The 26315-nt window shown below is 47.9% G+C and carries 25 protein-coding genes and 1 pseudogene; 14 read left to right on the top strand and 12 right to left on the bottom strand.

Annotation, left to right across the window (positions count from 1 at the left end; translation table 11 throughout):
• Positions 1–8 precede the first annotated feature (8 nt).
• Positions 9–299: a DUF2103 domain-containing protein gene (locus NC980_RS15615; RefSeq protein ID WP_190378069.1), complete on the bottom strand. Its 291-nt coding sequence runs from the start codon at positions 297–299 to the stop codon at positions 9–11.
• On the bottom strand, positions 296–616 hold the full coding sequence (gene clpS, locus NC980_RS15620) for an ATP-dependent Clp protease adapter ClpS (protein ID WP_190378070.1): 321 nt from the start codon (positions 614–616) through the stop codon (positions 296–298). Before clpS ends, NC980_RS15615 begins: the two co-directional genes overlap by 4 nt.
• A 119-nt stretch (positions 617–735) precedes the next feature.
• Here clpS and NC980_RS15625 point away from each other — a divergent pair, with 119 nt between their 5' ends.
• Both NC980_RS15625 and NC980_RS15630 read left to right on the top strand, forming a co-directional pair.
• Positions 736–1440: a DUF4230 domain-containing protein gene (locus NC980_RS15625; protein WP_190378071.1), complete on the top strand. Its 705-nt coding sequence runs from the start codon at positions 736–738 to the stop codon at positions 1438–1440.
• Positions 1441–1821: 381 nt separating this feature from the next.
• Positions 1822–2001: a replication restart DNA helicase PriA gene (locus NC980_RS15630; RefSeq protein ID WP_190378072.1), complete on the top strand. Its 180-nt coding sequence runs from the start codon at positions 1822–1824 to the stop codon at positions 1999–2001.
• Positions 2002–2068: 67 nt separating this feature from the next.
• Here the strand turns inward: NC980_RS15630 and rlmN are convergent, their stop codons facing one another.
• Entirely contained in the window at positions 2069–3085 is a 1017-nt protein-coding gene (rlmN, locus tag NC980_RS15635; RefSeq protein WP_190378073.1) for a 23S rRNA (adenine(2503)-C(2))-methyltransferase RlmN, read from the bottom strand.
• 533 nt (positions 3086–3618) lie between these two features.
• Here rlmN and NC980_RS15640 point away from each other — a divergent pair.
• From NC980_RS15640 to cobM, 3 genes are read left to right on the top strand one after another with little or no spacing between them, the layout of a single operon-like run.
• A complete protein-coding gene (locus tag NC980_RS15640; protein WP_190378074.1) occupies positions 3619–5175 on the top strand; it encodes a PAS domain S-box protein in 1557 nt (518 codons plus the stop codon).
• A 53-nt stretch (positions 5176–5228) separates the two neighbouring features.
• Positions 5229–6080: a prolipoprotein diacylglyceryl transferase gene (gene lgt, locus NC980_RS15645; RefSeq protein WP_190378166.1), complete on the top strand. Its 852-nt coding sequence runs from the start codon at positions 5229–5231 to the stop codon at positions 6078–6080.
• Positions 6081–6086: 6 nt separating this feature from the next.
• Positions 6087–6896 (top strand): precorrin-4 C(11)-methyltransferase, encoded by an 810-nt coding sequence (gene cobM, locus NC980_RS15650; RefSeq protein ID WP_190378075.1) that lies wholly within the window; start codon positions 6087–6089, stop codon positions 6894–6896.
• On the opposite strand, the gene argC is transcribed toward cobM, so the two are convergent.
• Complete coding sequence (argC, locus tag NC980_RS15655; protein WP_190378076.1) at positions 6887–7945, bottom strand: N-acetyl-gamma-glutamyl-phosphate reductase; 1059 nt, start codon at positions 7943–7945, stop codon at positions 6887–6889. The two genes, cobM and argC, sit on opposite strands and share 10 nt — an antisense overlap.
• A gap of 276 nt (positions 7946–8221) precedes the next feature.
• Here argC and ribBA point away from each other — a divergent pair, with 276 nt between their 5' ends.
• Positions 8222–9916 carry a bifunctional 3,4-dihydroxy-2-butanone-4-phosphate synthase/GTP cyclohydrolase II gene (gene ribBA, locus NC980_RS15660; protein ID WP_190378077.1) on the top strand — a complete coding sequence of 565 codons (1695 nt, stop codon included), beginning with the start codon at positions 8222–8224 and terminating at the stop codon, positions 9914–9916.
• Positions 9917–9918: 2 nt separating this feature from the next.
• On the opposite strand, the gene nblS is transcribed toward ribBA, so the two are convergent.
• Complete coding sequence (nblS, locus tag NC980_RS15665; protein ID WP_190378078.1) at positions 9919–11877, bottom strand: two-component system sensor histidine kinase NblS; 1959 nt, start codon at positions 11875–11877, stop codon at positions 9919–9921.
• A 75-nt stretch (positions 11878–11952) separates the two neighbouring features.
• Entirely contained in the window at positions 11953–13230 is a 1278-nt protein-coding gene (gene purD / locus NC980_RS15670) for a phosphoribosylamine--glycine ligase (protein ID WP_190378079.1), read from the bottom strand.
• A gap of 230 nt (positions 13231–13460) precedes the next feature.
• On the opposite strand from purD, the gene NC980_RS15675 reads away from it, so the two are divergent.
• The gene (locus NC980_RS15675) at positions 13461–14693 is read left to right on the top strand and encodes a hypothetical protein (protein ID WP_190378080.1); all 1233 of its coding nucleotides are present in this window, start codon (positions 13461–13463) and stop codon (positions 14691–14693) included.
• Positions 14694–14758: 65 nt separating this feature from the next.
• Here NC980_RS15675 and NC980_RS15680 read toward each other — a convergent pair whose 3' ends face one another.
• Positions 14759–15409 (bottom strand): response regulator transcription factor, encoded by a 651-nt coding sequence (locus tag NC980_RS15680; protein WP_190378081.1) that lies wholly within the window; start codon positions 15407–15409, stop codon positions 14759–14761.
• 417 nt (positions 15410–15826) lie between these two features.
• On the bottom strand, positions 15827–16255 hold the full coding sequence (locus tag NC980_RS15685; protein WP_190378083.1) for a ferredoxin: 429 nt from the start codon (positions 16253–16255) through the stop codon (positions 15827–15829).
• A gap of 143 nt (positions 16256–16398) precedes the next feature.
• On the opposite strand from NC980_RS15685, the gene NC980_RS15690 reads away from it, so the two are divergent.
• Positions 16399–18804 carry a glycoside hydrolase family 65 protein gene (locus NC980_RS15690; protein ID WP_190378084.1) on the top strand — a complete coding sequence of 802 codons (2406 nt, stop codon included), beginning with the start codon at positions 16399–16401 and terminating at the stop codon, positions 18802–18804.
• Here the strand turns inward: NC980_RS15690 and NC980_RS15695 are convergent.
• Complete coding sequence (locus tag NC980_RS15695; RefSeq protein ID WP_190378085.1) at positions 18797–19084, bottom strand: Uma2 family endonuclease; 288 nt, start codon at positions 19082–19084, stop codon at positions 18797–18799. The genes NC980_RS15690 and NC980_RS15695 overlap by 8 nt on opposite strands.
• 42 nt (positions 19085–19126) lie before the next feature.
• Positions 19127–20836 (bottom strand): urease subunit alpha, encoded by a 1710-nt coding sequence (gene ureC / locus NC980_RS15700; RefSeq protein ID WP_190378086.1) that lies wholly within the window; start codon positions 20834–20836, stop codon positions 19127–19129.
• A 155-nt stretch (positions 20837–20991) separates the two neighbouring features.
• On the opposite strand from ureC, the gene NC980_RS15705 reads away from it, so the two are divergent.
• From NC980_RS15705 to NC980_RS15720, 4 genes and pseudogenes are all read left to right on the top strand, one after another.
• On the top strand, positions 20992–21462 hold the full coding sequence (locus NC980_RS15705; RefSeq protein ID WP_190378087.1) for a hypothetical protein: 471 nt from the start codon (positions 20992–20994) through the stop codon (positions 21460–21462).
• The gene (locus NC980_RS15710; RefSeq protein WP_190378088.1) at positions 21459–22070 is read left to right on the top strand and encodes a PIN domain-containing protein; all 612 of its coding nucleotides are present in this window, start codon (positions 21459–21461) and stop codon (positions 22068–22070) included. Before NC980_RS15705 ends, NC980_RS15710 begins: the two co-directional genes overlap by 4 nt.
• A 95-nt stretch (positions 22071–22165) precedes the next feature.
• Positions 22166–22471 carry a nucleotidyltransferase domain-containing protein gene (locus NC980_RS15715; protein ID WP_190378089.1) on the top strand — a complete coding sequence of 102 codons (306 nt, stop codon included), beginning with the start codon at positions 22166–22168 and terminating at the stop codon, positions 22469–22471.
• Positions 22468–22808: pseudogene (locus NC980_RS15720) on the top strand (HepT-like ribonuclease domain-containing protein). Before NC980_RS15715 ends, NC980_RS15720 begins: the two are co-directional and overlap by 4 nt.
• Before the next feature lie 82 nt (positions 22809–22890).
• On the opposite strand, the gene NC980_RS15725 reads toward NC980_RS15720, so the two are convergent.
• Both NC980_RS15725 and NC980_RS15730 read right to left on the bottom strand, forming a co-directional pair.
• Positions 22891–24282: an ATP-dependent DNA helicase RecQ gene (locus NC980_RS15725; protein ID WP_190378090.1), complete on the bottom strand. Its 1392-nt coding sequence runs from the start codon at positions 24280–24282 to the stop codon at positions 22891–22893.
• Between the two features lie 152 nt (positions 24283–24434).
• Entirely contained in the window at positions 24435–24839 is a 405-nt protein-coding gene (locus tag NC980_RS15730) for a hypothetical protein (protein ID WP_190378091.1), read from the bottom strand.
• 200 nt (positions 24840–25039) lie between these two features.
• Here NC980_RS15730 and NC980_RS15735 point away from each other — a divergent pair, with 200 nt between their 5' ends.
• A complete protein-coding gene (locus NC980_RS15735) occupies positions 25040–25378 on the top strand; it encodes a hypothetical protein (RefSeq protein ID WP_190378092.1) in 339 nt (112 codons plus the stop codon).
• 78 nt (positions 25379–25456) lie between these two features.
• The gene (locus NC980_RS15740; RefSeq protein ID WP_190378093.1) at positions 25457–26302 is read left to right on the top strand and encodes an Npun_R2479 family HD domain-containing metalloprotein; all 846 of its coding nucleotides are present in this window, start codon (positions 25457–25459) and stop codon (positions 26300–26302) included.
• Positions 26303–26315: the final 13 nt, after the last annotated feature.

The raw sequence follows: 26315 nt of genomic DNA on the forward strand, positions 1-26315 counted from the left end.
GCGAGCGGTTACTTCCCGTTCAGCAAGGCGATCGCGCTTTCAAGCTGATCTTGGTTCAGCGTCGTGAGAATGAAAACCTCTTGAACTGATTTACCTTGACGCGCAATCGCCTTGAACCCGCCCCTGATGGGCACAGAAATTTTGAGCTTAAACTGGGGAGAATGAGAGCGCACCGACCCGATTACCGCTGGCGTAACGGTCTGGATTCCCTCCACCTGGATTAGCTTCTCAAGCATTGCAATCAACCCCGGAATGTAGGTCGAATGCGTCAGCACCAGCCGCCCCGGTTTATTTTTCATGCTTGCTCCAAGGGAGCCATCGTTAAGCCCTCGACAGTTAACTGCATATGATAGAGTTCCGCTTGTTCTAGTGGGCCTGTCCAGACGATCGCTTGTCCTTCAAAATGCACTTGATTGGTCAGCTTCCAGGCGCGATCGCTGGTCATTTTTGGAATATACTGCATCAGGCATTTGGCGACGTGCTCAAATGTGTTGAAATCGTCGTCCAGAACGATTACCTTGTAGTTCGGATAGGTTTGGCGAGTCGTTTGACTGGTTTTCTCAAGAGTCGTGCCCCCCGCCGTCATTGAAGCTGAATTGACAAAAACGCTCGTCATAACTCTCAGTAAGGGCTTAATTCACTAAATTTATTACCAAATTCTAATTCAGTCTTCACTAAGTCGCTCAATTTTGAAATAGTAAGCTTGTTCTAAGCTAGAGATATTTGAATTAGACGATGCGAAAAAGAGATCGCCACAAGTCAGGAGCGGGCAGCGTGTTCAAAAATATTAGCTGGATGTTAGCGGGAAGCGGACTCATGTTGAGTGCTGTTCTCGTTACTGGATTCTTGCGATCGGGCGATCAGTTTTTCGCTCAGCTTAAATCGTTAATGAACGCTAAGCCACCAGAACCCAAAGTCGAAACTCGATCGGTGGTGATTCAGCAGGTTCGGCAAGTGAGCGAACTGACAACGGCTGTATTCACAATGGAGGCAGTGGTGCCGACGCAGCAGGATGCAACGATCGCAGGCATGGTGATTGGGACGACAAAGCTGTTGTACATCGCGCGAGGGGAGGTTCGAGCAGGCGTTGATCTAAGTGGGCTAACCGCTCAAGATGTGAAAATTACGGGTGATACGGTTCGATTGCAGCTACCTGCACCCAAGATTCTAGACAAAAAGATCGATGTGACTCGATCGAGCGTGTACGACTACAATCGTGGGCTTCTCGGATTAGGGCCAGATGTTGCCCCCAGCTTACAGAAATTAGCTCAAGAAGAAGCGCTTAAAAAGATTCAGCTCGCGGCTTGTGCTGATGGAATTTTAGACAAAGCTAACGATCGAGCAAAATTAGCCGTAAGCCAGATCATTCGGATTTCTGGGATTAAACAAGTGATTGTTGAACCACAGTCTGTCGCAACACAGGAATGTTCAGCACCATAAAAAGAATACAGAATTGAGAAATTCTACAGCAAAAATACTGATTCTTGTTAATGGAAATTGCTCAAGATTATAGAGTTATTACGCTACTTTCTTTAAAGAAAGTAAGATATTTAGGCAGCCCTTTTTAGCTAAATTGAAACGCTCATCAAGCCGGGGATCACCCTGTAGATAGGTGATCCCTCGATTTACCGACTCTAAAATAAGTATGAGATTTGAACCGGCTGAGCTTTTTACCGCTAATAATATGAAGTAATTCGTCACAACAGTCTGCGAAGTCGTCGCAAATTTAGTAGCAATCACTACAACTGTTAAGCGAACATCAGCCGCTCAAAGCTCAAATTATTAATGTTTTGATTTAGCGATCGTATCGAGGAATTTAAAATGCAAGTCATTCAAGCTGTTCGGTGCCCGAACTGTGGTGATCATGCCGAGCGAATTCAAATTGAACCTGATCAATTGACGCGGACGCAGTGTGCCCAGTGCGATTATTTGATGATTACTTGCTCTAGAACAGGCAGAGTAATCGAAGCTTACGCACCGGGCATCTACGCGCGTCGATAAATTCTTTTGAAAGTCCTCAAAATGTGAGGACTTTCAATTGAGGACTTTCAATTGAGGACTTTTAACCTTAAACTCCTGCAAAAGAAGCTCGGAGTTGGCCACAGGCTGCATCCGCTTCTAAACCGCGTGTTTTACGAACGCTCACCGCAATATTCCGGTCTTTCAACGCATTCACAAACTGAGTAATCCGGCGCTGATCCGGTCTTTGATAATCGGCTTCACTGATCGGATTGTACGGAATCAGATTGACGTGACTCTGGAATCCACGCAGATGATCTGCAAGCTCGATCGCATGATCACGACAATCGTTCACACCCGCCAGCAAGATATATTCAAACGTCACCCGCCGCCCGGTCAGCTTCACGTACTCGCGGCACTCATCTAAGAGCGCTTCTAGGGGATACTGACGCGCACTCGGAATCAGGCGTTCTCTGACCGCTTGATTCGAGGCGTGCAAGCTCACTGCTAGTGTTGCTTGAAGGTGGTGATCCGCAAGTTTACGAATCCTACCGGGAATGCCTACTGTGGAAATCGTGATAAAGCGCCGACCAATGCCAATATCTTCATTCATCGATCGCACCGCGCTCAGTACATTCTCGACATTCAACAGTGGCTCACCCATGCCCATGAAGACAATGTTGCTGACGCGCTGTTGGAACACTTCCTGCACCGTGAGAACCTGATCCACAATTTCATGGCGTTCCAAGTTGCGCTTAAAGCCGCCTTTCCCGGTCGCGCAAAAATCACACGCCATCGGGCAGCCTACTTGAGACGAGACACACACGGTCAGGCGCTTATCGCTAGGAATGCCAACCGTTTCGACAATCTGACCGTCACTCAAGTGGAGCAGGAATTTTACGGTGCCATCGATCGACTTCGCCTGGTGATAAATTTCCGATCGCCCGATCGCCCAATCTGCCATATCGGAGCGCCATTGTTTCGGGAATACAGAAATCTCAGACAGCGATCGTGCTCCTCGTTGATAAATCCATTGATGGAGTTGCTGTCCTCGATAGGCGGGCTGCTGCTGCTCTCTGACCCACTCGGTTAATTCTGGAAGGGATGCCCCTACTAAGGCTTTCATAGAAACTGAATAAAAAACTGTCGAAAATCTGGCGGTAACATCAACAAAATGCAGGCAAATTTTACTCACTGAGCAGCACTGCATTATCAGGCAACTCCGGGCATTCGTTCCGTCAGGCTTCTATTCTAGACTGCATCATTCGCACTCTGGGAATTGCTCCAGCCGATTTGCGTATTTTTCGTGATCTCTTGTAAAACTACTTACTTGTTTTTAACAAATTAGAAATCTACCCAAAGAATGATCCGTATAAACTCTGCTTTATGTTTTGCGGTCATGGTACAAACTTCTATGAGGATTTCAGAAATTGAATTGTCTTTCAAAGCCGTTTAGAATACTCGATCTAGAAGGTCAGCCTCGGTTTAAGTGGATTCAATATTGTTTCGTCGTTTGCCTGCACAGGCGATAAGATGAATGACCTTTGTCTAGCATCCTTTGATTCCTTTGCAAGTTATTGTTAATTTTCTTACTTTTCGTTCGCGATTCAAATCAGTTCTGATTCTTGCTCCTCACCTCAGCCTGGTAATTTTGTGGAAATGACAAATCACACACTTCCCGACAAACTTCTCCGTATTGGTTCTGTGGAGATTAGCCTGAGCCAATCGGAAGAACTGTTCCGAGCATATGTTGAAACCGCTAACGACATGGTTTACACCGTGGACTTAGAAGGACGCTTGACCTATGTGAATTCATATGGTCAAAAACTGCTGGGATGTTCGCAAGAAGAAATTATCGGGCGATCGTATTTAGAATTTGTCTCTCCACCGCACCGGGATAGAACAACGCAAGCCTTCGCCAATTTGGTAGAAACAGGCGAACTCCGGGATTTTGAATTTGTGCTAATGACTTCACGCGGCACAGAAATTCATCTTGAAGTGAACGGAAAGCTTCTATTTCGTCACAGTGAATTAATTGGCGGGATGGGAATTGGGCGAGATGTCACAGAACGGAAGCGAATCGAAAAGAAGCTGCAAATTTTTTCTCGCGCTGTAGAATCTGCGTATGACAGTACGGTGATTACTGACTTAGACGGCAAGATTCTCTACGCCAATCCGGCTTGCAGCAGGATTTTTGATTGGCAGACAGAAATGCTGGTAGGGACACATGCTGCTGTGTTTTATCCAGAGCGCAAGCAGACAGAATTACTGATTGCTCAAGCGATCGCAGGGGGTTGGAGTGGAGAAGTCACTTGCTTGCGGCGCAATGGTGATTTATTCCCGGCTTTGGTGTCAGTCAGCCCAGTTTTTGATGAAAACAATCAGCCAACTGCTGTTTCGATCATTACTCGCGATATTACTCAGCAAAAGCAAACTGAGGCAGAACTCGCAGCAAAAAATGATGAGCTGGAGCGCGCTAGCCGGATGAAGTCCGATTTCTTGGCGAATATGTCGCATGAGTTGCGAACTCCGCTGACTTCGATTTTGGGATTCTCGTCGATTCTGCAAAAGCAGATTTTCGGCGTTCTCAACCCAAAACAGCAGATTTACATTCATCAGATTTATCAGAGTGGACAGCATCTGTTAGGTCTGATCAACGATGTGCTGGACTTGTCGAAAGTGGAAGCAGGGCAGTTGCGGCTGGAGCTTGCACCGATCGTTGTAGATGAATTGTGCGAGAAGACTTTATCGTTTGTCACTGAGCAAGCACGATTAAAGGAGTTGACGTTGCATTCATCGATCGAGCCTGGTTTAGAGCCGTTAATGGCGGATGAATTGCGGGTGCGGCAAATGTTGCTGAACTTGCTGTCGAATGCGATCAAGTTTTCAACCGAAGGTGGCGAAATTGGTCTCACGGTGAAAATGTGTGGTGAAATGCTCGATCTCACCGTTTGGGATCACGGCATTGGCATTCCCGAAGACAAGCAGCACCTTCTGTTTCATCCCTTCCAGCAGGTCGATGGTTCATTGTCGCGCAAGCATGAGGGGACAGGACTAGGACTGGCGCTGACGAAGAAATTGGCGGAACTGCATTCAGGTACCGTCGTGATGCATTCGAGAGAGGGTGAAGGCAGTCAGTTCACGATTCTGTTGCCGATGGATTTGCAGCATCCGGCAACGGTGGGAACGATCGCGATCGAGCCAAATCGCAGGTAAATCCACCGGTGAGAGATGTTATGGTGATCAGTGCCATTTCTCGGTTTGGATTTATGCTGTCTGATGTTGTTTTGGCGTTTCAGTTTACCTCTCCCGGACGCGGCATTGAGTTAGGCCCGTTGTCGATCCGGTGGTATGGCGTTTTGATTGCGTCGGCGGTGCTGATTGGGGTGAATTTGTCTCAGTATCTGGCATCCCGACGGCAGGTAAATCCAGATTTGATTAGCGATCTGGCAATTTGGTTGGTGCTGGCTGCGATTCCGAGTGCAAGGCTGTATTACGTGATTTTTCAGTGGCGCGATTATGCTGCCAATCCCGCCTCGATTTTTGCAATTTGGCAGGGTGGGATTGCGATTCACGGGGCGATTTTAGGCGGTGTAATTGCAGCACTGATTTTTGCTCGGTTGAAGCGGGTATCGTTCTGGCAGTTGGCAGATTTGGTCGCACCCTCGCTGATTTTGGGACAGGCGATCGGGCGTTGGGGAAATTTCTTCAATTCAGAAGCATTCGGGAGTCCGACCGATTTATCCTGGAAGTTATTCATTCCGCTCGATCGTCGTCCGCTGGGTTTAGAAAATGTTGCGTATTATCATCCGACATTTTTGTATGAATCGTTGTGGAATTTAGGCGTATTTGCGCTGTTGATGTTCCTACTCTTCAAACGTCCTCGGCTGAAAGTTGGCACACTATTTCTCACCTATTTAGTTGGATACAGTGCAGGTCGCGTTTGGATTGAGGGATTGCGAACCGATAGCTTGATGCTGGGCTTTTTGAGGATGGCTCAGGTGGTGAGTTTAACCGGAATTGCGATCGGAACTCTCGGTTTAGTGTGGCTGTACGTGCTGCGGCGATCGCTGCCTGATGTTGTGCCTGACCCAAACACCCCGGATTCCCAACCTTCTTAGAAAAATATGTTGCATCATGCGCTTCCGCCTGCCGTCTACATTGTGGGTGCAGGGCCGGGAGACCCAGATTTACTCACCGTTAAAGCGCAAAAACTGATCGCGCAGGCAGATACGATCGTCTTTGCCGATTCGCTTGTGCCGCCGGAAATCCTCGAAGGCGCTCGATCGGATGCGGAAGTGATTCCGACCGCAGATAAGACGCTAGAGGAGATTTTGCCGATTTTGATTGAGCGAGTACGATCGCAGAAATCCGTTGTGCGGCTTCACTCAGGCGATCCATGCTTGTATAGCGCCATTCAAGAGCAAATGCAGGCACTGTTTGAAGCTGAGATTCCATTTGAGATTGTTCCTGGAATCAGCGCGTTTCAGTTGGCTTCTGCGCGATTGCGGGTTGAATTTACCGTTCCTGGATTGGTGCAATCGATTATTCTGACGCGCATCAGTGGACGGACTCAAGTGCCGGAATCAGAAGAACTCTCCTCGTTAGCGGCACATCGATCGACCCTCTGCCTTTATCTCAGTGCAAGACATATTGAGTCTGCACAGCAAAAATTAATGCAGCATTACCCCACAGAAACTCCAGTTGCAATCTGTTTTCGGCTCGGTTGGTCAGATGAAAAAATCCGGCTCGTTCCACTGAGCCAAATGGCAGAAGTGACGCAGCAAGAGAACTTAGTGAGAACGACGCTCTATGTGATTAGTCCGGCGCTTAGTGCTGCAACCGTACCTTATGAATTTGCAGGAACCGATCAAGTGACGGGTAAACGATCGCAGCTTTACAACCCAAACCACGATCGTTTATTTCGTCAAGGATAGAAGCTGAATTTCGGCAATCCGAGCGTTTCATCCCAGCCCATCATAATGTTAAGGCATTGGATCGCTTGCCCCGCTTGACCTTTGAGCAGGTTATCGATCGCCGACATCACAATCACTCGACCTGTTCGCGCATCGACTTCGATGCCGATGTAGCAAAGGTTTGTACCACACGCCCATTTTGTCTGCGGATATGTGCCACTCGGCAACAGCTTCACCCAGGGGGACGATCGATAGAACGCGCTATAAATCGTCAGCAAATCATCGCGTACCAATCCCGGATCGCGTAACGTCGCGTAAACTGTGGCTAAAATTCCTCGCACCATCGGAATTAAGTGCGGCGTGAACTGAATCAGCACTTCATGTCCGGCTAAGTCGCTACACACTTGCTCGATTTCTGGTGTGTGTCGGTGTCTCGCTACGCCGTAAGCACCGAGAGAATTATCTGCCTCAGCTAAAAGGAAATTCGTTTTTGCAACCCGACCCCCGCCAGAAGTGCCGGATTTTGCATCAATAATTGCGGTTTCTGGAACAATTAGCCCTTGTTTTAACAACGGAGACAATGCTAATAAACTCGCAGTCGGGTAACACCCTGGACAGCCGACCAGTTGCGCTTGAGCAATTCGATCGCGATACAGTTCGGGCAATCCATACACTGCCGTTTCAGCGATCGCTTGATCGCTACGATCGCCACCGTACCACTGCTTATACACCGCCAAATCTGAGAAGCGATAATCTGCTGAAAGATCCAACACCTTACAGCCCTTCTCGATCAGCACCGGAGCCATTTTTAACGCTAAACCATTCGGCAGCGATAAAAATACCACGTCGCACCGAGCAGCAATCTCATCAAGGTCGATCGCTTCAATTTGCTGATGGACAGCGTGAAACAGATGTGGATACTGAGTTGCGAAATCCTGCCCGACGGTACTATCCCCGCCTAAATACGCCAATTCTAGACGCGGATGTTCGAGCAACAGGCGAACCAGTTGAACTCCTCCATAGCCTGAAGCTCCGACTATTCCCACGGAGACTCGTTCTGAATCACCCATATTGCCTCGACTTTCCCGTGAATGACCTTTATGTTTGCTGCATTGTAATGCCGATCGCGCCATTCTCAAAGCAGATTCTCAAGAAATTGAGTTGTTGCCTCTCAATCTAGAGGTTGACCTGTTTCAGAACTGCTCACTCCGATACTATAGCTATCTAGGCATTCCCCCAAAAAGAACTACAATTGTACGAAACTACGCTTGAACACCCAGTTCTGTAGTCCGAAGAATTACAATCAAAGAACAGTCCGCTTCAAGAATCTTTACGGTGTAGTCGCCTTGAACTTCTCTGTTAATTCGTCTCAATCAACTTATACTCAGCCGTCTACCTTCGATACGATCGAGGATGCGTTAACTGACCTGAAAGCGGGTCGGGCAATCGTGGTGGTCGATGATGAAAATCGGGAAAACGAGGGAGATGTGATCTGCGCGGCGCAGTCTGCCACGGCTGACATGATCAATTTCATGGCAGTATATGCGCGGGGTCTGATCTGTCTTGCTATGACCGGAGAGCGATTAGATGAACTCGATATTCCACTAATGGTGCGGGAGAATACCGATAGTAATCAAACTGCATTTACCGTCAGCATTGATGCGTCTCCACGAGTGGGAGTGACAACGGGGATTTCGGCAGACGATCGGGCGAGAACGATTCAAGTGGTGCTCGATCCGACTACGCGCCCTGCGGATTTGCGTCGTCCGGGTCATATCTTTCCGATTCGAGCCAGAGAAGGGGGAGTGCTTAAACGCGCTGGACATACCGAAGCCGCAGTCGATTTAGCGCGGCTTGCAGGACTGTATCCGGCGGGCGTAATTTGCGAAATTCAGAATCCGGACGGTTCGATGGCGCGGCTACCGGAGTTAATCGAATATTCCAAAGCGCACAATCTCAAGATTATTAGCATTGCGGATCTGATTAGCTATCGATTGCGCCATGAGCGCTTTGTGCATCGTGAAACGATCGCAGATCTGCCCTCACAATTCGGGCACTTCAAAATTTACGGCTACCGGAACTTATTAGACCATACCGAGCATGTGGCGATCGTTAAAGGGGATCCGGCGGAATTTAACGATCAGCCTGTGATGGTGCGGGTACATTCAGAGTGCTTGACCGGGGATTCGCTCGGCTCATTGCGGTGTGATTGTCGGGTGCAGCTTGAAGCGGCGCTGAAGATGATTGAGCATAACGGCTCTGGCGTGGTGGTGTATCTGCGGCAAGAAGGGCGCGGCATTGGGCTGGTCAATAAACTGAAGGCGTATTCGCTGCAAGATATCGGGCTGGATACAGTCGAAGCAAATGAGCGATTAGGCTTTCCGCCGGATTTGCGCGATTACGGAGTCGGCGCTCAGATTCTGAATGATCTGGGCGTGAAGCAGATTCGCTTGATTACTAATAATCCGCGCAAAATCGCAGGCTTAAAAGGCTACGGCATCGAAATGGTCGATCGCGTTCCGTTACTCACCGAAGCGACGACCTACAATTCCAGCTACTTGACGACGAAAGCGGAAAAGCTTGGACACTTGTTTCTGCGGACTTATTTGGTGACGATCGCGCTGCATCTAAGTGATGACTTTAATTCGGTGACAGAACGATATGCGCTGTTAGAAAAACTGCGGCATCTTGCTAAATCTCAAGATCTGATGCTGCAAGAAGAAGCGCGACCTGTGGCGTTAGCGTTGTTCGATCGTGCTTCGTTGATCGTGAATTTGGGGTTTGAGCAGGAAATCATCCATGATGCAGACTGGTACAAGGCTCCACAGCACCCCCTGACGAGCGCAATTGCCCAAATTCTGGATCAGGTTTCAACCAGCTTTGAAATGGAGAAATTAGAGTTTCTAGTTTCACCCGGAACCGATCCGCTGATCGGATTGCAAATCCAACTCGATCGCCAAACGTTTCCGATCGATCATTTGCCCTCAAAGGTCTGTGAATCGCTCTCAACCCAAACGATCTATAGCTTTGAGAAACCGTAAGTTCAGGGTGCATTCACCGCTTCAGCAAGTCTTACAGGCTCGGCTGTGGTTTCGATCAAGTGTGAGTTCTCTTGAAACACAACTAAATCAAACCAGAACGTTGTCCCACAGCCAACTTCGCTCACCAGTCGAACATGACTGCGATGGCGCTCGATAATGTTTTTGACGATCGACAGTCCCAATCCCGTTCCTTCGAGCGTATGAACTCGGTTTTCCACGCGGAAGAAGCGATCGAAAATGGCTTCTTGATCGACTCCATCGATTCCAATTCCGGTATCACCGATTTCAACGCGCACAAATCGCTGGGATTGAGATTCATGCGCTGGTAGCGAGTAAGCGCGGATTGCCACTTTTCCACCCGCTTCGGTGAATTTCAAAGCATTACCCACCAAATTCGCAAAGACTTGAAGCAGCAAATCGTAGTGTCCAAACACAGGCGGTAAGTTTGGCTCGATTTCTTGAATCAGTTCGATGCCTTTATCTTTGGCATTGAGCTGGTAAGTTCTGAGAATTTGTTCGATCGGCTGCACCAGATCGATCGCTTCAAAGTGATAGATCTTGCACGATTCCAAACGCGAGAGATCCAGAACATCGTTGACTAAGCGGGTAAGACGATCGGTTTCTCGATTGGCAGTTTCAAGAAATTCAAGTTTCTGAGTTTCGGTGAGTTCTTCACCGTATTCGTAAAGCGTTTCGATAAACGATTTGATATTAAATAATGGCGTTCTGAGTTCGTGAGAAACGTTGCTGATAAATTGGCTTTTTGCTTCGTTGAGTTCGACTTCGCGAGTAATATCTTGCACTGTGACCGCAATGCCTTTCACGTTCTCACGCACCGGATCAACCACAGCATTTAACAGAACGCGCAAAGTACGATTATTCGGTTCGATCGCCGTAATCCGAAATTCTGCTTCTTCGCGCAGTTCACCCCGCGCCATTTGAAACAGCGGTCTTGTCAGTTCAACTTGAACCGCGACCGGAAAGGCATAAAGCGCGTTTTCGCCTTCGATCGCTTTGTTTTCCCAACCGAAAATCCTGCGCGCTGTCGGATTGGCTAACACGATTTGCATATTGGCATCGAGCAGCACCGCTCCATCTGCGATCGTCGAAATTAGGGTTTCTAATTTGGCTTTTTCTGCGGTCAGTTCTTCGATGTTTTGTTCTTCGTAGCGCTCTAGCCGCTCTGCCATGTCGTTAAAGCTGTCAATGAGTCCGCTCAGTTCAACGCCTGCGCCAACGGGCAGATCCACGCGCTGTTTAAAGTTGCCTTTGGCAATATTGCGAACCCCGATGACTAATTCACGAATCGGCTTGGTAATTTGTAGCGCATTAAACACCGCCCCCAAGATCACCATCACCCAGATTGAGACGAATACCGCGATCGTCACATCTCGCGTCAAGTGCGAAGAAGTGACCACGGTTGGATTCGGATTCGTGCCGATCGCCAAAACGCCGAGATATTTGCCCTCGGACACCAGCGGCACAAATACATCCGTCACCTCACCATCCGGAGTGAGATGCTGGCGTACCAGCGGATGATCCGTGCGTTCTGTAAAATCTTCGGGCAGTTGAATTTTGCGCTGAATCGTTAGCGAGTTCTGCACCTGAGCATCGGAAAAAGGAATCCCAAAAAAGATGTTGCCGTCCGCATCGGCGTAGAGCATATAGCGAATGCTGGCAGTGCTGCTATAAAAGCGATGCGAAAAGCGAGCCAGTTCCGTTCGATTCTCTTCGTTTATCAGGGGCGCAACGTTCGCCGCCATCAGTAAACCCAAATCGCTGCCGAAGCGCGTATCGTTCAACCGCGCATCCATCTGGATTGTATTGACCGCCCAGAAGGTTAAGCCACTCATCACGATCGACACGACCAAAGTAGCCGCCGCCATGAGTTTTGTCTGGAGGCTAAAACCAGACCACCAGCGACGTAGAACATCCGGAATTTGGGCAACGAGGGATGACACGGTGAAGATTATGAATAAAGAACAAACTGCGAAGCATCATAACAACTTGTTTCTGTCTTCGCGTTTTTCTTCATCTTACTTCGTCTTTACGCGGCTACCAATGTCACGGCGGTAGTACATTCCCTCAAACTGAATGCGATCGACCGCTCGATAAGCCGCCTCGATCGACTGATCGAACGTTTCACCGATCGCCGTGACTCCAAACACTCGTCCACCGTCTGTGATTAATTGCGCTTGCTTTAATTGCGTTCCCGCATGAAACACAGCCGCTCCGGTTTCTTCTGCCGCTTGGATGCCGCCCACGGGTAGTCCCTTTGGATGGCTCCCCGGATAGCCACCGGCTGCAATCACGACGCAGGTTGCTGCACCCGATTTCCACTCAATTTCAGGAAAATCTGTGAGTTTCTGCTGGGCGCAAGCGTACAAAAGCTTTTCTAACGGCGTTTCAAGCAGCGGCAAAATCGCTTGCGTTTCTGGATCACCGAATCGACAGTTAAATTCGATCACTTTTGGATCGCCTTCAGGCGTAATCATCAATCCCGCATACAAAACGCCGCGATAATCGATATTGCGATCGCGCAGTACCCGAATTGCAGGTTCGAGAATTTCTTGCTGAATTCGATTCATCAACTCTGGAGTTGCGCTCGGAGCCGGAGCGTAAGCCCCCATGCCGCCTGTGTTCTCTCCGGTATCGCCTTCGCCAATCCGCTTATGGTCTTGAGCAGGCAATAGTGGGCGAATCGTTAAGCCATCGGTGACAGCCAAAATTGAAACTTCTTGACCCATCAGGCATTCTTCGATCACAACTTGGCTTCCGGCTGCACCAAACTGACCGGAGAAACAGGCAGCGATCGCGCCCTCTGCCTGCTCCACAGATTCGGCTACAGTCACCCCTTTTCCGGCAGCAAGTCCATCGGCTTTAATCACGATCGGCGCACCCTGAGCGCGGACATAATTCTTTGCCGACTCTGCATCGGTGAACACCTCAGCCTTTGCGGTTGGAATTCCTGCTTCTTGCATCAACGCTTTTGCCCAAGCCTTACTCGACTCGATTTGTGCTCCCGCTTGAGTCGGCCCAAACACTGTTAAGCCTTGCTGTCTTAGAAAGTCTGTAATTCCAAGCGAGAGCGGCAACTCAGGCCCCACGACCACCATGCCAATATTGTTCACCAGCGCATATCGCGCCATGCCCGCAAAGTCGTCGATCGATAGCGGCAAATTACGGCAATTTTTCAGAGAAGCCGTGCCGCCATTGCCCGGAATACACACCACTTGCTGTACCTGCGGAGACTGCAAGAACTTCCAAGTTAGAGCGTGTTCGCGCCCACCATTGCCAACGACCAAAATTCTCACAGTTTCCTCGCTCAGGCTCTTTTTGAATGAATCTAACGAACAGCGCGATCGATTTAATCACACCCAGTCCAGTACAAATCTTAAGCCTAAGTGTAAAATCTTCGATACACAGAAATGATAATTTTTAGGTTTTAACTTCTAATTCGATGAAGTTGTAGAAGGTTTGCTGTATTGTGCTGAAACTTTTCGATAACCTGAGATTCTGGTAAAGAAAGACCTAAGACATCATCATGACCCTACTGCGCTACTGGAGCGGAATCGCAGGCACGATCGTCTGTAGCTTGAGCATGACACTCAGCATCAATGCGGCTGATCCCCCGGCAAAACCGCAACTTCCAGACCGATTCTACAATCCTTTAGAGCTAAGCACGCCTGACCCCTTGCTGCCCGGTGGCTTAAACCGCCCGCTGCCCGAAGCTGAGAAGCAAGCCCTAAGAACGGCACTTGATCGACTCGACACGGAAGCCGGCGCAAAACTGCGATCGGGCGATTCTTTGGGTGCGTTTGATATTTGGAATCGTGAATTACGGTTAAGGCGAGCGCTGGGATTGCTCGAAGAAGTGCAGGCGTTAGGACGAGTCGGAAATATCGCTTGGGTGCAGAACCAGCCGAATCAGGTGAGGGTTATCACAAATCGACTTTCGGCTATTCAAACCCAGATTCAGCAACCGCAGAACAATCAGGCCGTACCGCCTGATCGCGCACAGATCCTCCCCGGTTTAGGACTTGCATTTCAGCAAGTACGATCGCCCGGACTGGCGCTGAAGGTTTATCAGCAGATGTTAACGGAAGCGAGAGCGCGTCAAGATGCTGCCGCCGAACTCAATTTACTCAACACGATCGGACAGGTACACCTCAGTTGGTTTGATTATCCGGATGCGATCGCAACTTATACAGAACTCTTAAATATTGCAAAGGCGCGTAACGATGCTCAGAACGTGACGGCGAATTTAGCTCAGCTTGCCTATATTTCTGAGCAAGCCAAACAGCCCGCTCAGGCGATCGCCTACCGACAGCAGTTAATTGACATCTATCAGCGTGATCCTCAGCAAGCCAAATTAATTCCCGCACTCAAACTGCGACAGGCGGATAATTATGCGGCAACAAATCAATTAGAGGCAGCAGAAAAGGTTTACCAAGAAACGTTTGAACTTGCAGCACCGCTGTTACAGTTTGCCTGCGCGAGCGATGCGCTCCGAAAATTGGGAGCGCTATATCGATCGAACAATCGCCTTGATGCGGCGCTGCAAGTTTATCAATATCTCGCAGGTGTCCAGCAGCAGGCTTACGATACGTTCGGCGTGATGGATGCCTACGACCAAATTGGACAAATTCAGCTTCAGCGCAATGCACGAACAGAGGCGGCGAATGCCTTTCGTCAAGGGTTAGAAGTGGCTCAACAAATCAACTACAGAGTGGATTACTTTACCGAACAACTCCAGAAGATTCAGGCGGCACGTTAACAAAAAGGGCGGCACGATCGCGCCGCCCCTAAACTCTTGATGAGATTTAACTTATGAGATTTAACCTACGCCATGCTATTTTCGATCGCCCACCGCGCCAACTCGGTGCGGTTGTGCAATCCGGTTTTACCGAGCATATTGCTGACGTGGCTTTCGATCGTGCGTTGACTCACGTTTAATTCTTCGGCAATCTCACGATTCGCCATACCTCGCGCCACAAACTGAACCACCCTTAATTCAGTCGGCGTTAATTCCACATCAAACGGCACCTGAATCTTAGGAGCCGTTTCGCCGCCTTTGGCATCCTTATGCTGAATCAGACGCGAAGCCTGCTTGAGCGAGGATTCCACCTGTGCCACCAGTTCTTCTGGCTCAAACGGCTTCACCATATACACATCCGCGCCGATATTCAGACCTTTTACTCGGTCTTGGCTCTGACCTTTAGCAGAGAGAAACAACACTGGAATCCAGCTTGTTTTGGGGTCTTGGCGGATGTTGCTTACGAGTTGATAGCCGTCCATTTCTGGCATCATCACATCGCAAATAATCATATCTGGGATATCTTGCTCTAGGACTTCCAGCGCTTCCCGCCCGTTTTCTGCGGTGACGACTTCGTATCCCCGGAACTCCAGATAATCTTTAACCAACAGAATTAGGTTAGGGTCATCATCAATCAACAGCAAGCGTCTGTGATTCCCTGAACTGGTTTCCTTCATGCTGTGCTACTCGCTCTGCCTGAATCTAAATCAACATTTACACAAATCGACTTCATGACTGAGCTATCTTACCGATTCTGAGCGTTCAGAGTCGTGTATTTCGGCTCAACAGTACGGATTATTCTGGCTGATCGGACTCGAAGTTGATTCAAGAACTGAAACCATCCAGATTTTTATCTAATCTATATGTCATGCGCCATTATATCCGACTCGTCAAGAAGTTAAACTTTTTTCGGATGCAGCCGGGGCAGGGGCAACGATCGCGATCCAAGCGCATGGACTATTTGCTACAAAATCAATCTAGTAGTGTTTAAACAATCTCGGAAATGAAGTGAGAGTGATTGATTTTGACGATCGTAAAGCACGAACTCTCTCAACATTTATTAATTTTCACCCTCTTAAAGGTTTAGTTTTTTCTTAGTCAGAAGCTACCGGATCTTCGTTCTTTTTAGAAGGGTTTTCTGGTTGCGGAAGCGGATGTCTCAAAAGAACAAACTCTTCAACAATCCGATTGCCAATCAGGTGTTCTTGGATAATCCGTTCAATCACTTCTGGCGTAACGGAGTGGTACCAAACGCCATCGGGATAGACGACTAGAATCGAGCCGCGATCGCAAACCCTTAAGCAGTTTGCTTTGGTGCGAAACACACAGCTTGGACGCTCAGCAGTGGGCTTGTCTAACTCTAGTTCTCGTAAGCGTTTTTTCAAATAGTTCCAAGCTTCGATCCCCGCTTCTTTGCTGCAACATAAGGGCTTTGTTTGATCAGCGCAAATGAAGATATGCCGATCGATGCGATCGAGTCCTAAGGTTTGAATACAAGTTGAAAACGAGTCAGATGCAGTCATAAATACCTATTCAAACAAGAAATACGCAAATCAGCACGATCGCCAAAATTATGTAGAAAGTCAGATGCAGCGATTCCCCCGAAATTACAGGATGAGAGCAAATTCGATTACTCGCGTTCATTGTTCTCATACGCTTAGACCCAATGCTACATCGTAAACTGATCCATCCGCCAAAGCACATTTATCCACATGATCCTTGGCGGTGGGTTGAAACTGAGTTCTACCCGCAACGCCTTGCCCAGATGGAAACTTTATTTTCTACTGCTAATGGCTATGTTGGAATGCGTGGGGGGTGTGAGGAAGGCAATCCGGTGGCGCAAAACGGGACATTCATTAATGGCTTCTATGAGTCGTATGAGATTGAGTATGCGGAAGCGGCATATGGCTATGCGAAAACCGGACAGACGATCGTCAGCGTGACTGACAGTAAGCCGATTAAGCTTTATGTTGATGATGAACTATTTTATTTGCCGACTGCAACAAAGTTGCAGTTTGAACGCGCTCTGAATATGCAGACGGGGACGCTCGATCGAGAAATTCTCTGGGAAACGCCGTCGGGAAAGCAGGTTTTGATCCGATCGCAGCGATTGATATCGCTTGTGCAGCGTCATGTGGCGGCGATTTCCTATGAAGTCACTTTGCTCAATGCAGAAGCGCCGATCGTCATTTCTTCGGAAGTCCGCTACGAGCCAGAAGGCGGTAGCACCAGCAACGATCCAAGATTGGCGAAGAAGTTTAAAGAGCGGGTTCTCCTTCCGCAACAACAGTCCAAGCGCGATCTCCGATTGATTCTCAGTCACCAAACTCGAAATAGTCACATGACAGTTGCCTGTGGTGTCGATCATCAGTTTGAGACAGACTGTGCTTATGAGTACACCAGCGATTGTTCTGAAGATGATGGCAAAGTGGTCTTTAGCATTGATGGAAAGCCCAATGCAACGATTCGATTGATCAAGTTTATTACTTACCATCATTCGGGGCGCTGTTCGAGTCAGGAATTGCACGATCGCGCAGAACGGACGCTCGATCGAACGACGAAACAAGGCTTTGATGCACTCCTGAAAAGCCAATGTGACTATCTCGATGATTTTTGGTATCGCAGTGATATTGAGATTGATGGCGCACCCGATCACCCCGATGAAACACCAGAGCGGCTACAGCAAGTTCTGAGATTTAATCTGTTCCACATTTTGCAAGCTTCGGCGCGATCAGAGGGAGCGGGAATTCCATCAAAAGGATTGACCAGCCAAGCCTATGACGGACATTACTTCTGGGATGCAGAAATCTATGTGATGCCATTTCTAACTTATACAGCACCCTCGATCGCAAAGAATCTATTAATGTTCCGCTATCAAATGTTGGATCAAGCAAGACAGCGGGCAAAGGAAGTAAGTCAAGCAGGGGCATTGTTCCCCTGGAGAACCATCAACGGAGAAGAAGCTTCGGCTTATTATGCAGCAGGAACGGCTCAGTATCACATTGATGCTGACATTATGTATGCCCTAAAAAAGTATGTAAAAGTCACGCAGGACGATGAGTTTCTTTGTCAGGTTGGAGCAGAGATGCTCGTGGAAACAGCGCGAATGTGGTTTAGCTTAGGATTTTTCTCACCGCGATCGAACAACCAATTCTGCATTCATGCAGTGACAGGGCCGGATGAATACAACACTGTGGTTGATAACAACACTTACACCAATTTGATGGCAAGAGAGAACCTTTGGTATGCTGCCAAAGTGGTGCGACAACTGCACAATGAGTATCCCGATCGCTTTGCTGCGCTAGCTGCAAAAATTCAAGTTGAACTTTCAGAAGCGGATGACTGGCAAAGAGCAGCCGACTCAATGTATCTTGCTTTTGACGAGAAGCTAGGCATTCACTTACAGCACGATGGATTTTTAGAGCAAGAGGTTTGGGATTTTGAGAACACACCTGCTGAGAAGTATCCTCTGCTGCTTCACTTCCATCCTTTGGTAATCTATCGACATCAAGTGATCAAGCAAGCTGACATTGTGTTAGCAATGTTTTTATTGGGGCATGAGTTTTCGCGAGAGCAAAAGCGCCAGAACTTTGAGTATTATGATCCGCTAACGACAGGTGATTCTTCGCTATCTGTGTGTATTCAAAGCATTGTTGCAGCAGAAATCGGCAAAATGGATCAAGCGATCGACTATGCCCGCTATGCCACCTTGATGGATTTAGGCGATGTGGCAGGCAATGTAGAAAATGGATGCCACATTGCATCAATGGGCGGAACCTGGATGGTGTTAGTGTATGGATTTGCAGGCTTACGCGATTCTGATGGAGGGTTTTCGTTCCATCCTCGGCTACCAAAGACCTTAAAGCGGATGAAGTTTGCGCTGATTTTACAAGGGCAGCGGTTAGAAGTTGAGATTACGCACGACAAAGCAACTTACTTGCTGCGAGAAGGAACGAAATTAACGATCGAGCATCAGGGCGAAACCATTGTTCTGGGCGCGGAAGAACCTGTATCGATGGCAATTAAACCAATCGACAAGATAGAAACTTGCATTCAGGATCAGTCTAGGTAAATAGAACTACGATCGGCATTCTAAATCCAGGCAACATTGCACTTGTGATCTCATCACCCGGAAACAATGTTGCGGCTAGCACGAGGGTAGCGGATTCTCGGCGGTAAACCTCCATCTGTTGAGCTTGCCAATCAATGATCCAATACTCTCGCACTCCTCGCGCTGAATAAAGGCGAAGTTTGAGTTCGCGATCAATAATTTCATATCGTCGGTCATCCTCCGGAGGTAGCTCTAGATCTGCGATCGTCCACCGCATCCGATCAGTAATGGGTTGATTCATGCTCTACCTCACTGGTTGCAATATCTTGATCTTAACAATGACTCAGAACAAAAAATAACGTTGCGACATGGGTAAAACCGTTGCAGGTTCGCAAGTTAATAGTTCGCCATCTGCCCGAACTTGATACGTCTCTGCATCTACTTCCATGTGAGGGAGTGCATCATTCAGTTTCATATCGCGTTTGGTCAGACTGCGAATTCCAGAAACGGGAACTAATCGACGTTTCAAATGCAGCGAATCTAAACTACCTTTCTTCAACGAAGCCTGAGAAACAAACGTAAGGGAGATGGGCGCGATCGCTTGACCAAAACTGCCAAACATCGGACGCATATGTACAGGTTGCGGAGTCGGAATACTCGCATTCGCATCGCCCATCTGTGACCAAGCGATCATTCCTCCTTTGATTACCATTTCTGGCTTGACTCCAAACATTGCAGGTCGCCACAAGCACAAATCGGCTAACTTACCAACTTCAACCGATCCAACGTGATCCGCAATGCCATGTGTGATTGCAGGATTGATCGTGTACTTGGCAACATAGCGTTTGGCTCGGAAATTATCATTCCGATCGCTATCCTCTGATAATGCTCCCCGTTGTACTTTCATCTTGTGTCCGGTTTGCCAAGTGCGAATGATCACTTCTCCGATGCGCCCCATTGCTTGCGAGTCGGAAGACAACATACTAAATGCACCAATATCATGCAGAATGTCTTCGGCCGCGATCGTTTCTCGGCGAATCCGCGATTCTGCAAAGGCAACATCTTCGGGAATGCTCGGATCAAGATGGTGACACACCATCAACATATCCAAGTGCTCATCTAAAGTGTTCTGGGTGTAAGGGCGAGTGGGATTCGTCGAAGAGGGAAGCACATTCGCTTCACCGCAAACTTTGATAATATCTGGAGCGTGTCCGCCGCCTGCGCCTTCGGTGTGATAGGTGTGAATGACGCGATTTTTGAAGGCTGCGATCGTATCTTCAACAAAACCTGCTTCGTTTAGGGTATCGGTGTGAATGGCAACTTGCACATCATAGTCATCAGCCACACTTAAACAGGTATCGATCGCCGCAGGCGTGGTTCCCCAGTCTTCGTGCAGCTTCAGTCCCATTGCGCCCGCTTTGATCTGTTCTTCGAGTGCATCCGGTTGGCTCGAATTTCCCTTGCCTAAGAATCCTAAGTTCATCGGGAAGGCTTCTGCCGCTTGCAGCATTAGATGAATGTACCAAGGTCCGGGAGTGCAAGTCGTGGCATTCGTTCCCGCAGCAGGTCCTGTTCCGCCACCGATCATCGTTGTAACACCCGATGCGATCGCAACTTCGATCTGTTGCGGACAGATAAAGTGAATGTGAGTATCAATTCCGCCTGCGGTGAGGATCATGCCTTCTCCGGCGATCGCTTCAGTACCAGGACCAATAATGATCGTTACATTGTCTTGAATATAGGGATTTCCAGCTTTACCGATCGCATGAATCTTCCCATCCTTAATTCCCACATCTGCTTTCACAATGCCCCACCAGTCAAGGATCAGCGCATTGGTAATCACCGCATCAACCGCACCCTCTTCATTGGTAATCGGCGATTGTCCCATGCCATCGCGAATCACTTTCCCGCCGCCGAATTTCACTTCATCCCCGTAAGTGGTCAGGTCTTGTTCGACTTCGATGATCAGTTCAGTATCCGCAAGCCGGACGCGATCGCCGACAGTCGGGCCAAAAGTTTCGGCATAGGCGCGGCGATTCATGCGATAGCTCATAAGGCAACCCTCGGAAAATTCTCGGTTGTTTATTATCGGTTGGATTTAGAGCAGATGCAGAAGGCTTTAGGATTTTGACTGATTTTGACGGGCGATCGTGGGTGATTCAAGTTTTGCGACAGAATGATAGAGTAAATCGTCTTTGAAGAGGGCGAATGATGTCGATTTATCTAGGTTTTCAATGGGATATAGAAGTTAGAAATCGCTCTGGTCAACTTGTCGTAGCGGTTGAAGTAAAAACCAAACTGAATGCTGCACCAGATTGGGCTGCGAAATTTAGAAGTAATCTTCTCGCTCATGAAGAAGCTCCAAAGGCTCCATATTTCCTGATGGCTTTTCCCGATCGTCTCTTCCTGTGGGTTGAATCTGATGGTCAATTCGATCGAGAACCAGACTACATCATTGATGCTGTTCCAATTTTTCAACCTTATTTTGAACGAACAGGAATCCAGCCTGAGCAAATCTATAGCGACAGTTTTACGCTGATGGTTGGTGCGTGGTTAAGCGAACTGACGCTTTCAAAAAATCTTGCTGAGACATCCTATCAATCACAATCCTGGCTGATTGATTCTGGTCTCTATTCAGCCATCTCTGGAGGACAACTCCAGTATGAGGAATTGGCGTGAATATTTACGTCGAAACGAACTTTATTCTGGAATTGGCTTTTGAGCAGGAACAGTGTACAAGTTGTGAATCAGTTTTAAGTCTGTGCCAAACTGGTCAGGCAGGGCTGATCATTCCGGCTTATAGTTTGGCTGAACCCCATGAAAAGTTGAGCCGTCAAGCCATTCGTCGCACGAATTTGCAGCAACAACTGAATGCTGAATTAGCTCAACTTTCACGGACAGTCTCTTATGGCGATCGGATTAGGAATATTCAAGATGTCTCTGATCTCATTACTCTAAGCAATCAAGAAGAGCGACAACGATTCAATCAAATTCGATCGCGCTTAATCAGCCTTGCTGAAATTATTCCACTGACTTCCGACATCTTGCTTGAAGCCGCATCCTGTGAGCTAACTTATCAGCTAAGACCTCAAGATGCGATCGTCTATGCTTCTGTGGTGGATCATTTGCAGCAGAATCAACCCCAGCGATCGTGCTTTCTCAATCGCAATGCAAGAGACTTTGATGATCCCAATATTATTGGTGAACTCAATCAATTGAATTGCCGAATGCTTTCCCGATTTGATCACGGATATCAGTTTATTCAGGCACAACTGCGATCGTCATAAAGTTTGCAGAATTTACCGATGGCTTTAGGGTTTTGAAAGGAAGCTCTTAAACTAGAAGCAACTATCTGAAAATCTTGATTGCTAGAGTATAAACAATGCAAACGGGATTAGGAATTGAAGAGCTTTTATCGGAGAAACGATCGCAGATCCTAGAAGTCGCGGCACGGCATGGAGCATTGGACATCCGAGTATTTGGTTCAGTTGCGCGGGGAGAAGCGACAGCAACCAGCGACATCGATTTTCTGGTTAACTACGATTTGGAAAGGATTTCGCCTTGGTTTCCTGGAGGGCTAAAGCTTGATTTAGAAAGGCTTTTGCAGCGCAAGGTTGATGTTGCAACGGTGGATATGTTGAAAGAACGGATTCGAGAGTCTGTTCTTTCAGAGGCAGTGCGGTTATGAGGCGAGATGATGAACGGTTGCGGGATATTTTGGTGCGATCGCAGCGAATGAACGGTACGCGAATCAAGGAAAGCAGGCGTTTGATGAACAAGAACTGATTCAAGTTTGGATTGTTCATCATCTTCAGGTTATTGGAGAGGCAACCAATTCATTATCAGTCGAATTGATGAATCAATACTCCGAAGTGCCGTGGGCGCAAATTATTGCGTTCAGGAACATTGTGGTGCATGAGTATTTCCGGGTGTCGCTGAACTTAGTTTGGGCGATCGTGCAGAACAACTTACCTAGTTTGAAGGATACGGTTGATAGAATGCTTGTGGAGATTGATGATCTCTAAAAGGTTCATCACAGCAATGTGTAACTTGTAGAAGTTGGGTCTCCACGACAGTCATAATTACTGGCTTGTTGAGCTTCTGCTGTTAACGACAGTGATCACAGTGACCACAAGCAAAGTTCTCAGCATCCTGCTCAAAGCCAAACGATCGCAACACAAACCTCCACCGACAGCCTTTAGTGCTGAGATAGTCTTTCATGGATTGGGTCGAATTGTGCGAAGTCTTCAATCGCTTTTGTTTAGACTGAATTTCATAGTGAAAAGGATCAGTCCAAGCCAGTTGATTTGCATTGTGCAGAAGAGAAAGCGCGATCGCTGCTCCCTTAAACTCTCGCGCTACCACATCAATATTGCCTTGCTGGGGTAGCTTCGGAATTAATTGCTGTGCTTTGATAGCTTGATTGCGTTCCTGAGTCTCAAAGAACTGCCAGCGCTGACGATCTTCTGGATCAAGCCAACTACTTTTGAGTAGAACCGCGATCGCAGCTTTTCCATCTCGTCCTGCCCGCCCAATCTCTTGGACATACTCACTCATCAGCAACGGAGCATGATAATGTACAACCCATCGAGTTGCAGCTTTGTTAACTCCTAGACCAAAAGCGCAAGTTGCAACCACAAACCGTAACTGATCGTTCAGCCAAGCCTGTTCAATCTGTCGTCGATCGGTTGATTTTAAGCCTGCATGATAAGCTGCGGTTCGATGTCCTTGTTGAGTTAACCATTCTACGAGTTCTTCAGCATCTCGACGCGATCGTACATACACTAAACCTGAGCCAGTTTGAGCGCGAATCACCTCTAATAACTTCTGTCTGCGCTGTTTCGGCGTTGAAACAGGTTGAACCTTCAAGGTTAGATTCGCTCGATACGGACTCACTCGAAAACATTGCGGTGCTTCAAGTTGTAAAAGGCGTTGGATGGTTGCTTGAGTTGCTGGGTTTGCAGTTGCCGTAAAAGCTGCGATCGCAACGCGGTTTCGATGGTTCGATAAGGTCGATCGAGCAGCGCCTAATCGATAGTAAACAGGTCGAAATGTCTCACCCCACTGAGCTAAACAATGCGCCTCATCAATGATTAGTGAATTAATCTTAAGTTGGGGATTGATCAATCGCTGCCAAACGGGTGGACTTAGCAGTGTTTCGGGGGAAAGATACAGTAAGCGATGAGTTGCAATAGCATTTAGAACTTGTTTGCGTTGCCAGCTTGAAAGTTCACTGTGTAGCAGTGCTGCTGGAATACGTTTTTGCTGTAGCTCTTGGACTTGGTTTTCCATCAGTGCAACCAAGGGAGAAACAACGATCGTTAATCCTTGCTGCATGATGGCAGGAAGCTGAAAGCACAATGATTTACCGCCACCTGTGGGTAAAACAATCAACGCATCCTGCCGAGCTAGAATCGCTTGAACGATCTCAAATTGAGGAAACCGAAACTCTGAATAGCCCCAAATTTGCTTTAAGCGATCGTGTAAGAGTGGCATCATCCTACACACCGCCAAAAAACCAATGATCCACGAAGCTCAGACCAAAATACAACCCCTGCACCCGTGGATCATTCAATTTCTTCATTTGGTAAATTCTCGCGATAGTACCCACTTAACGTAGACAGACCCACGCAAGAAATCGCACCGTCGAACTATTTCACCGTCAACATATTTGCCAACTCTGCATGAATAAACGCAATATCTGGATCGCGCTGAATTGCGTGATAATAATTCTGCTCTAACGTCGATCCGGTTTGCGACGGTTGCATCAGTTGACGAGTTTGAACGAGTAGCTCATCCGCTTGAGCCAGTGTAATCGGCTCCTTCGCGCTCAAAGCCTCATCAATCTGCACAATAAACTGCGAAATCGGTCGCAACCAGGCAAACCATTCATTTTCCAGCACCAACTGAAAAAACTCCGTATTCGATCGAATCCGTCCATACTCCTGCTCATACCTTACCCGCTCTCCATCGAGCAGCGCTTTATGCAGACGCAACAGGGCAAACCGCACCTGTCCCAATCGTTGCAGCGTTGAATCAAACTCAGTCAAAGACATCCGGCAACATCTGGTAAACACCATCCCCATCTTGTCACATCCGAAGCGAGCAGACTGTCCAGTGCCCGATTGATTTCAATAGAGATTCTTCTACCCCAACGATTAATCTTAAAGTTTATTGAAAGTTTTGTCCGAGCAGATAGATCCTCAACGGAGCAAAACCATAATATCGATCAGCCATTCATTGAGATTCAGTATTTATGAACCTTTCATCCAACCTGCTCTCGACTTTACTGGGTTTGGTTGCGGCCAGCGGTCTAACCGTGCTGCCCCAAAAGGCGATCGCCCAAAACACGACACCCTATCCAGCCGAAGCAGTTGAAGTGTTTACGAAAACTTGCGTTGAGCAAGGGGACAGCAAAACCATTTCTTCCGAGGCGATGCGTCAGATTTGTACCTGTAGCATCGAAGAACTTCAGAAAACCTATTCGTTTGAGCAATTCACCCAAATCGGCAACAGCATTGGACAAGGCAAGGCTGCACCAGAAGAATTAAACTCGATCGTTCAAGCCTGCGTCGCTGAGGTAATGAAAAAGTAAAAACGAGATTCAGCACGATATTTAATTTGTGAAGCGGGGCGGGAAAACTAAAAGCGTTAATTAGCCATACCGCCCCAAATGTTTAACGCCACAGAACTCTTAATTGATGATTTTGTTCAGAAGCTGAAGGAAGGCTACCATCGCACGTATGGCGGCTGGAAGTCTGATTATGAAGATATCATCGGCTGGGTTGGGTCGATGGCAATGGAAAATATCGCAAATAGCGATGCGCTTTATCACAATGTTGAACACTCGATCTTGGTGACTCTGGTGGGTCAAGAGATTTTGCGAGGTCGGCATATTCGCGATGGTGGCGTGTCGTGTGAAGACTGGCTCCACTTCATTATTTCGCTAGTTTGCCACGATATTGGCTACGTTCGGGGAGTTTGTCGGCAGGATAGACACAATTTGTATGCAACTGGACGCGATGGTGCAATGGTGGCAGTGCAGCCCGGATCGTCGGATGCGGCGATGACTCCCTATCATGTCGATCGCGCCAAACTCTTCATTGATGAGCGATTCGGTGGACACAAACTGATCAACGCCGAAATCGTTAAGCAGAATATCGAGTTAACGCGCTTTCCGGTTCCCGCTGCCGAAGATCACCAGGACACGATGAACTATCCCGGCTTGATTCGCGCCTCAGACTTGATCGGGCAATTAAGCGATCCCCGCTATCTGAAGAAAATTAGCGCCCTCTACTACGAATTCGAGGAAACAGGGGTCAACAAAGCCTTGGGATACCGTCATCCTGGAGATTTACGCAAGAATTACCCTAAATTCTACTGGCAAGGCGTTTATCCTTACATCAAACACGCGCTGTACTATCTGTCGCTGACGCAACAAGGAAAGCAAATCATTGCGAATCTCTACTCGAATGTGTTTGTGGTTGAGCACGAACCTGCGGATGATTATTGGATGTAACTTCAGGTAGAAA

Source organism: Leptolyngbya sp. AS-A5 (assembly GCF_039962495.1).
Lineage (GTDB): Bacteria > Cyanobacteriota > Cyanobacteriia > Leptolyngbyales > Leptolyngbyaceae > Leptolyngbya.

What these genes read in the sequence shown, in the direction of transcription:
- NC980_RS15740 (WP_190378093.1), top strand. Translation starts at nt 25,457, where the DNA reads ATGTTTAACGCCACAGAACTCTTAATTGATGATTTTGTTCAGAAGCTG.
- NC980_RS15730 (WP_190378091.1), bottom strand. Translation starts at nt 24,839, where the DNA reads ATGTCTTTGACTGAGTTTGATTCAACGCTGCAACGATTGGGACAGGTG.
- NC980_RS15615 (WP_190378069.1), bottom strand. Translation starts at nt 299, where the DNA reads ATGAAAAATAAACCGGGGCGGCTGGTGCTGACGCATTCGACCTACATT.
- NC980_RS15680 (WP_190378081.1), bottom strand. Translation starts at nt 15,409, where the DNA reads ATGAAGGAAACCAGTTCAGGGAATCACAGACGCTTGCTGTTGATTGAT.
- NC980_RS15675 (WP_190378080.1), top strand. Translation starts at nt 13,461, where the DNA reads ATGACCCTACTGCGCTACTGGAGCGGAATCGCAGGCACGATCGTCTGT.
- NC980_RS15725 (WP_190378090.1), bottom strand. Translation starts at nt 24,282, where the DNA reads ATGATGCCACTCTTACACGATCGCTTAAAGCAAATTTGGGGCTATTCA.
- lgt (WP_190378166.1), top strand. Translation starts at nt 5,229, where the DNA reads ATGCTGTCTGATGTTGTTTTGGCGTTTCAGTTTACCTCTCCCGGACGC.
- NC980_RS15695 (WP_190378085.1), bottom strand. Translation starts at nt 19,084, where the DNA reads ATGAATCAACCCATTACTGATCGGATGCGGTGGACGATCGCAGATCTA.
- clpS (WP_190378070.1), bottom strand. Translation starts at nt 616, where the DNA reads ATGACGAGCGTTTTTGTCAATTCAGCTTCAATGACGGCGGGGGGCACG.
- NC980_RS15690 (WP_190378084.1), top strand. Translation starts at nt 16,399, where the DNA reads ATGCTACATCGTAAACTGATCCATCCGCCAAAGCACATTTATCCACAT.
- cobM (WP_190378075.1), top strand. Translation starts at nt 6,087, where the DNA reads ATGTTGCATCATGCGCTTCCGCCTGCCGTCTACATTGTGGGTGCAGGG.
- NC980_RS15735 (WP_190378092.1), top strand. Translation starts at nt 25,040, where the DNA reads ATGAACCTTTCATCCAACCTGCTCTCGACTTTACTGGGTTTGGTTGCG.
- NC980_RS15640 (WP_190378074.1), top strand. Translation starts at nt 3,619, where the DNA reads ATGACAAATCACACACTTCCCGACAAACTTCTCCGTATTGGTTCTGTG.
- NC980_RS15705 (WP_190378087.1), top strand. Translation starts at nt 20,992, where the DNA reads ATGATGTCGATTTATCTAGGTTTTCAATGGGATATAGAAGTTAGAAAT.
- argC (WP_190378076.1), bottom strand. Translation starts at nt 7,945, where the DNA reads ATGGGTGATTCAGAACGAGTCTCCGTGGGAATAGTCGGAGCTTCAGGC.
- ureC (WP_190378086.1), bottom strand. Translation starts at nt 20,836, where the DNA reads ATGAGCTATCGCATGAATCGCCGCGCCTATGCCGAAACTTTTGGCCCG.
- NC980_RS15625 (WP_190378071.1), top strand. Translation starts at nt 736, where the DNA reads ATGCGAAAAAGAGATCGCCACAAGTCAGGAGCGGGCAGCGTGTTCAAA.
- NC980_RS15685 (WP_190378083.1), bottom strand. Translation starts at nt 16,255, where the DNA reads ATGACTGCATCTGACTCGTTTTCAACTTGTATTCAAACCTTAGGACTC.
- NC980_RS15715 (WP_190378089.1), top strand. Translation starts at nt 22,166, where the DNA reads ATGCAAACGGGATTAGGAATTGAAGAGCTTTTATCGGAGAAACGATCG.
- rlmN (WP_190378073.1), bottom strand. Translation starts at nt 3,085, where the DNA reads ATGAAAGCCTTAGTAGGGGCATCCCTTCCAGAATTAACCGAGTGGGTC.
- NC980_RS15630 (WP_190378072.1), top strand. Translation starts at nt 1,822, where the DNA reads ATGCAAGTCATTCAAGCTGTTCGGTGCCCGAACTGTGGTGATCATGCC.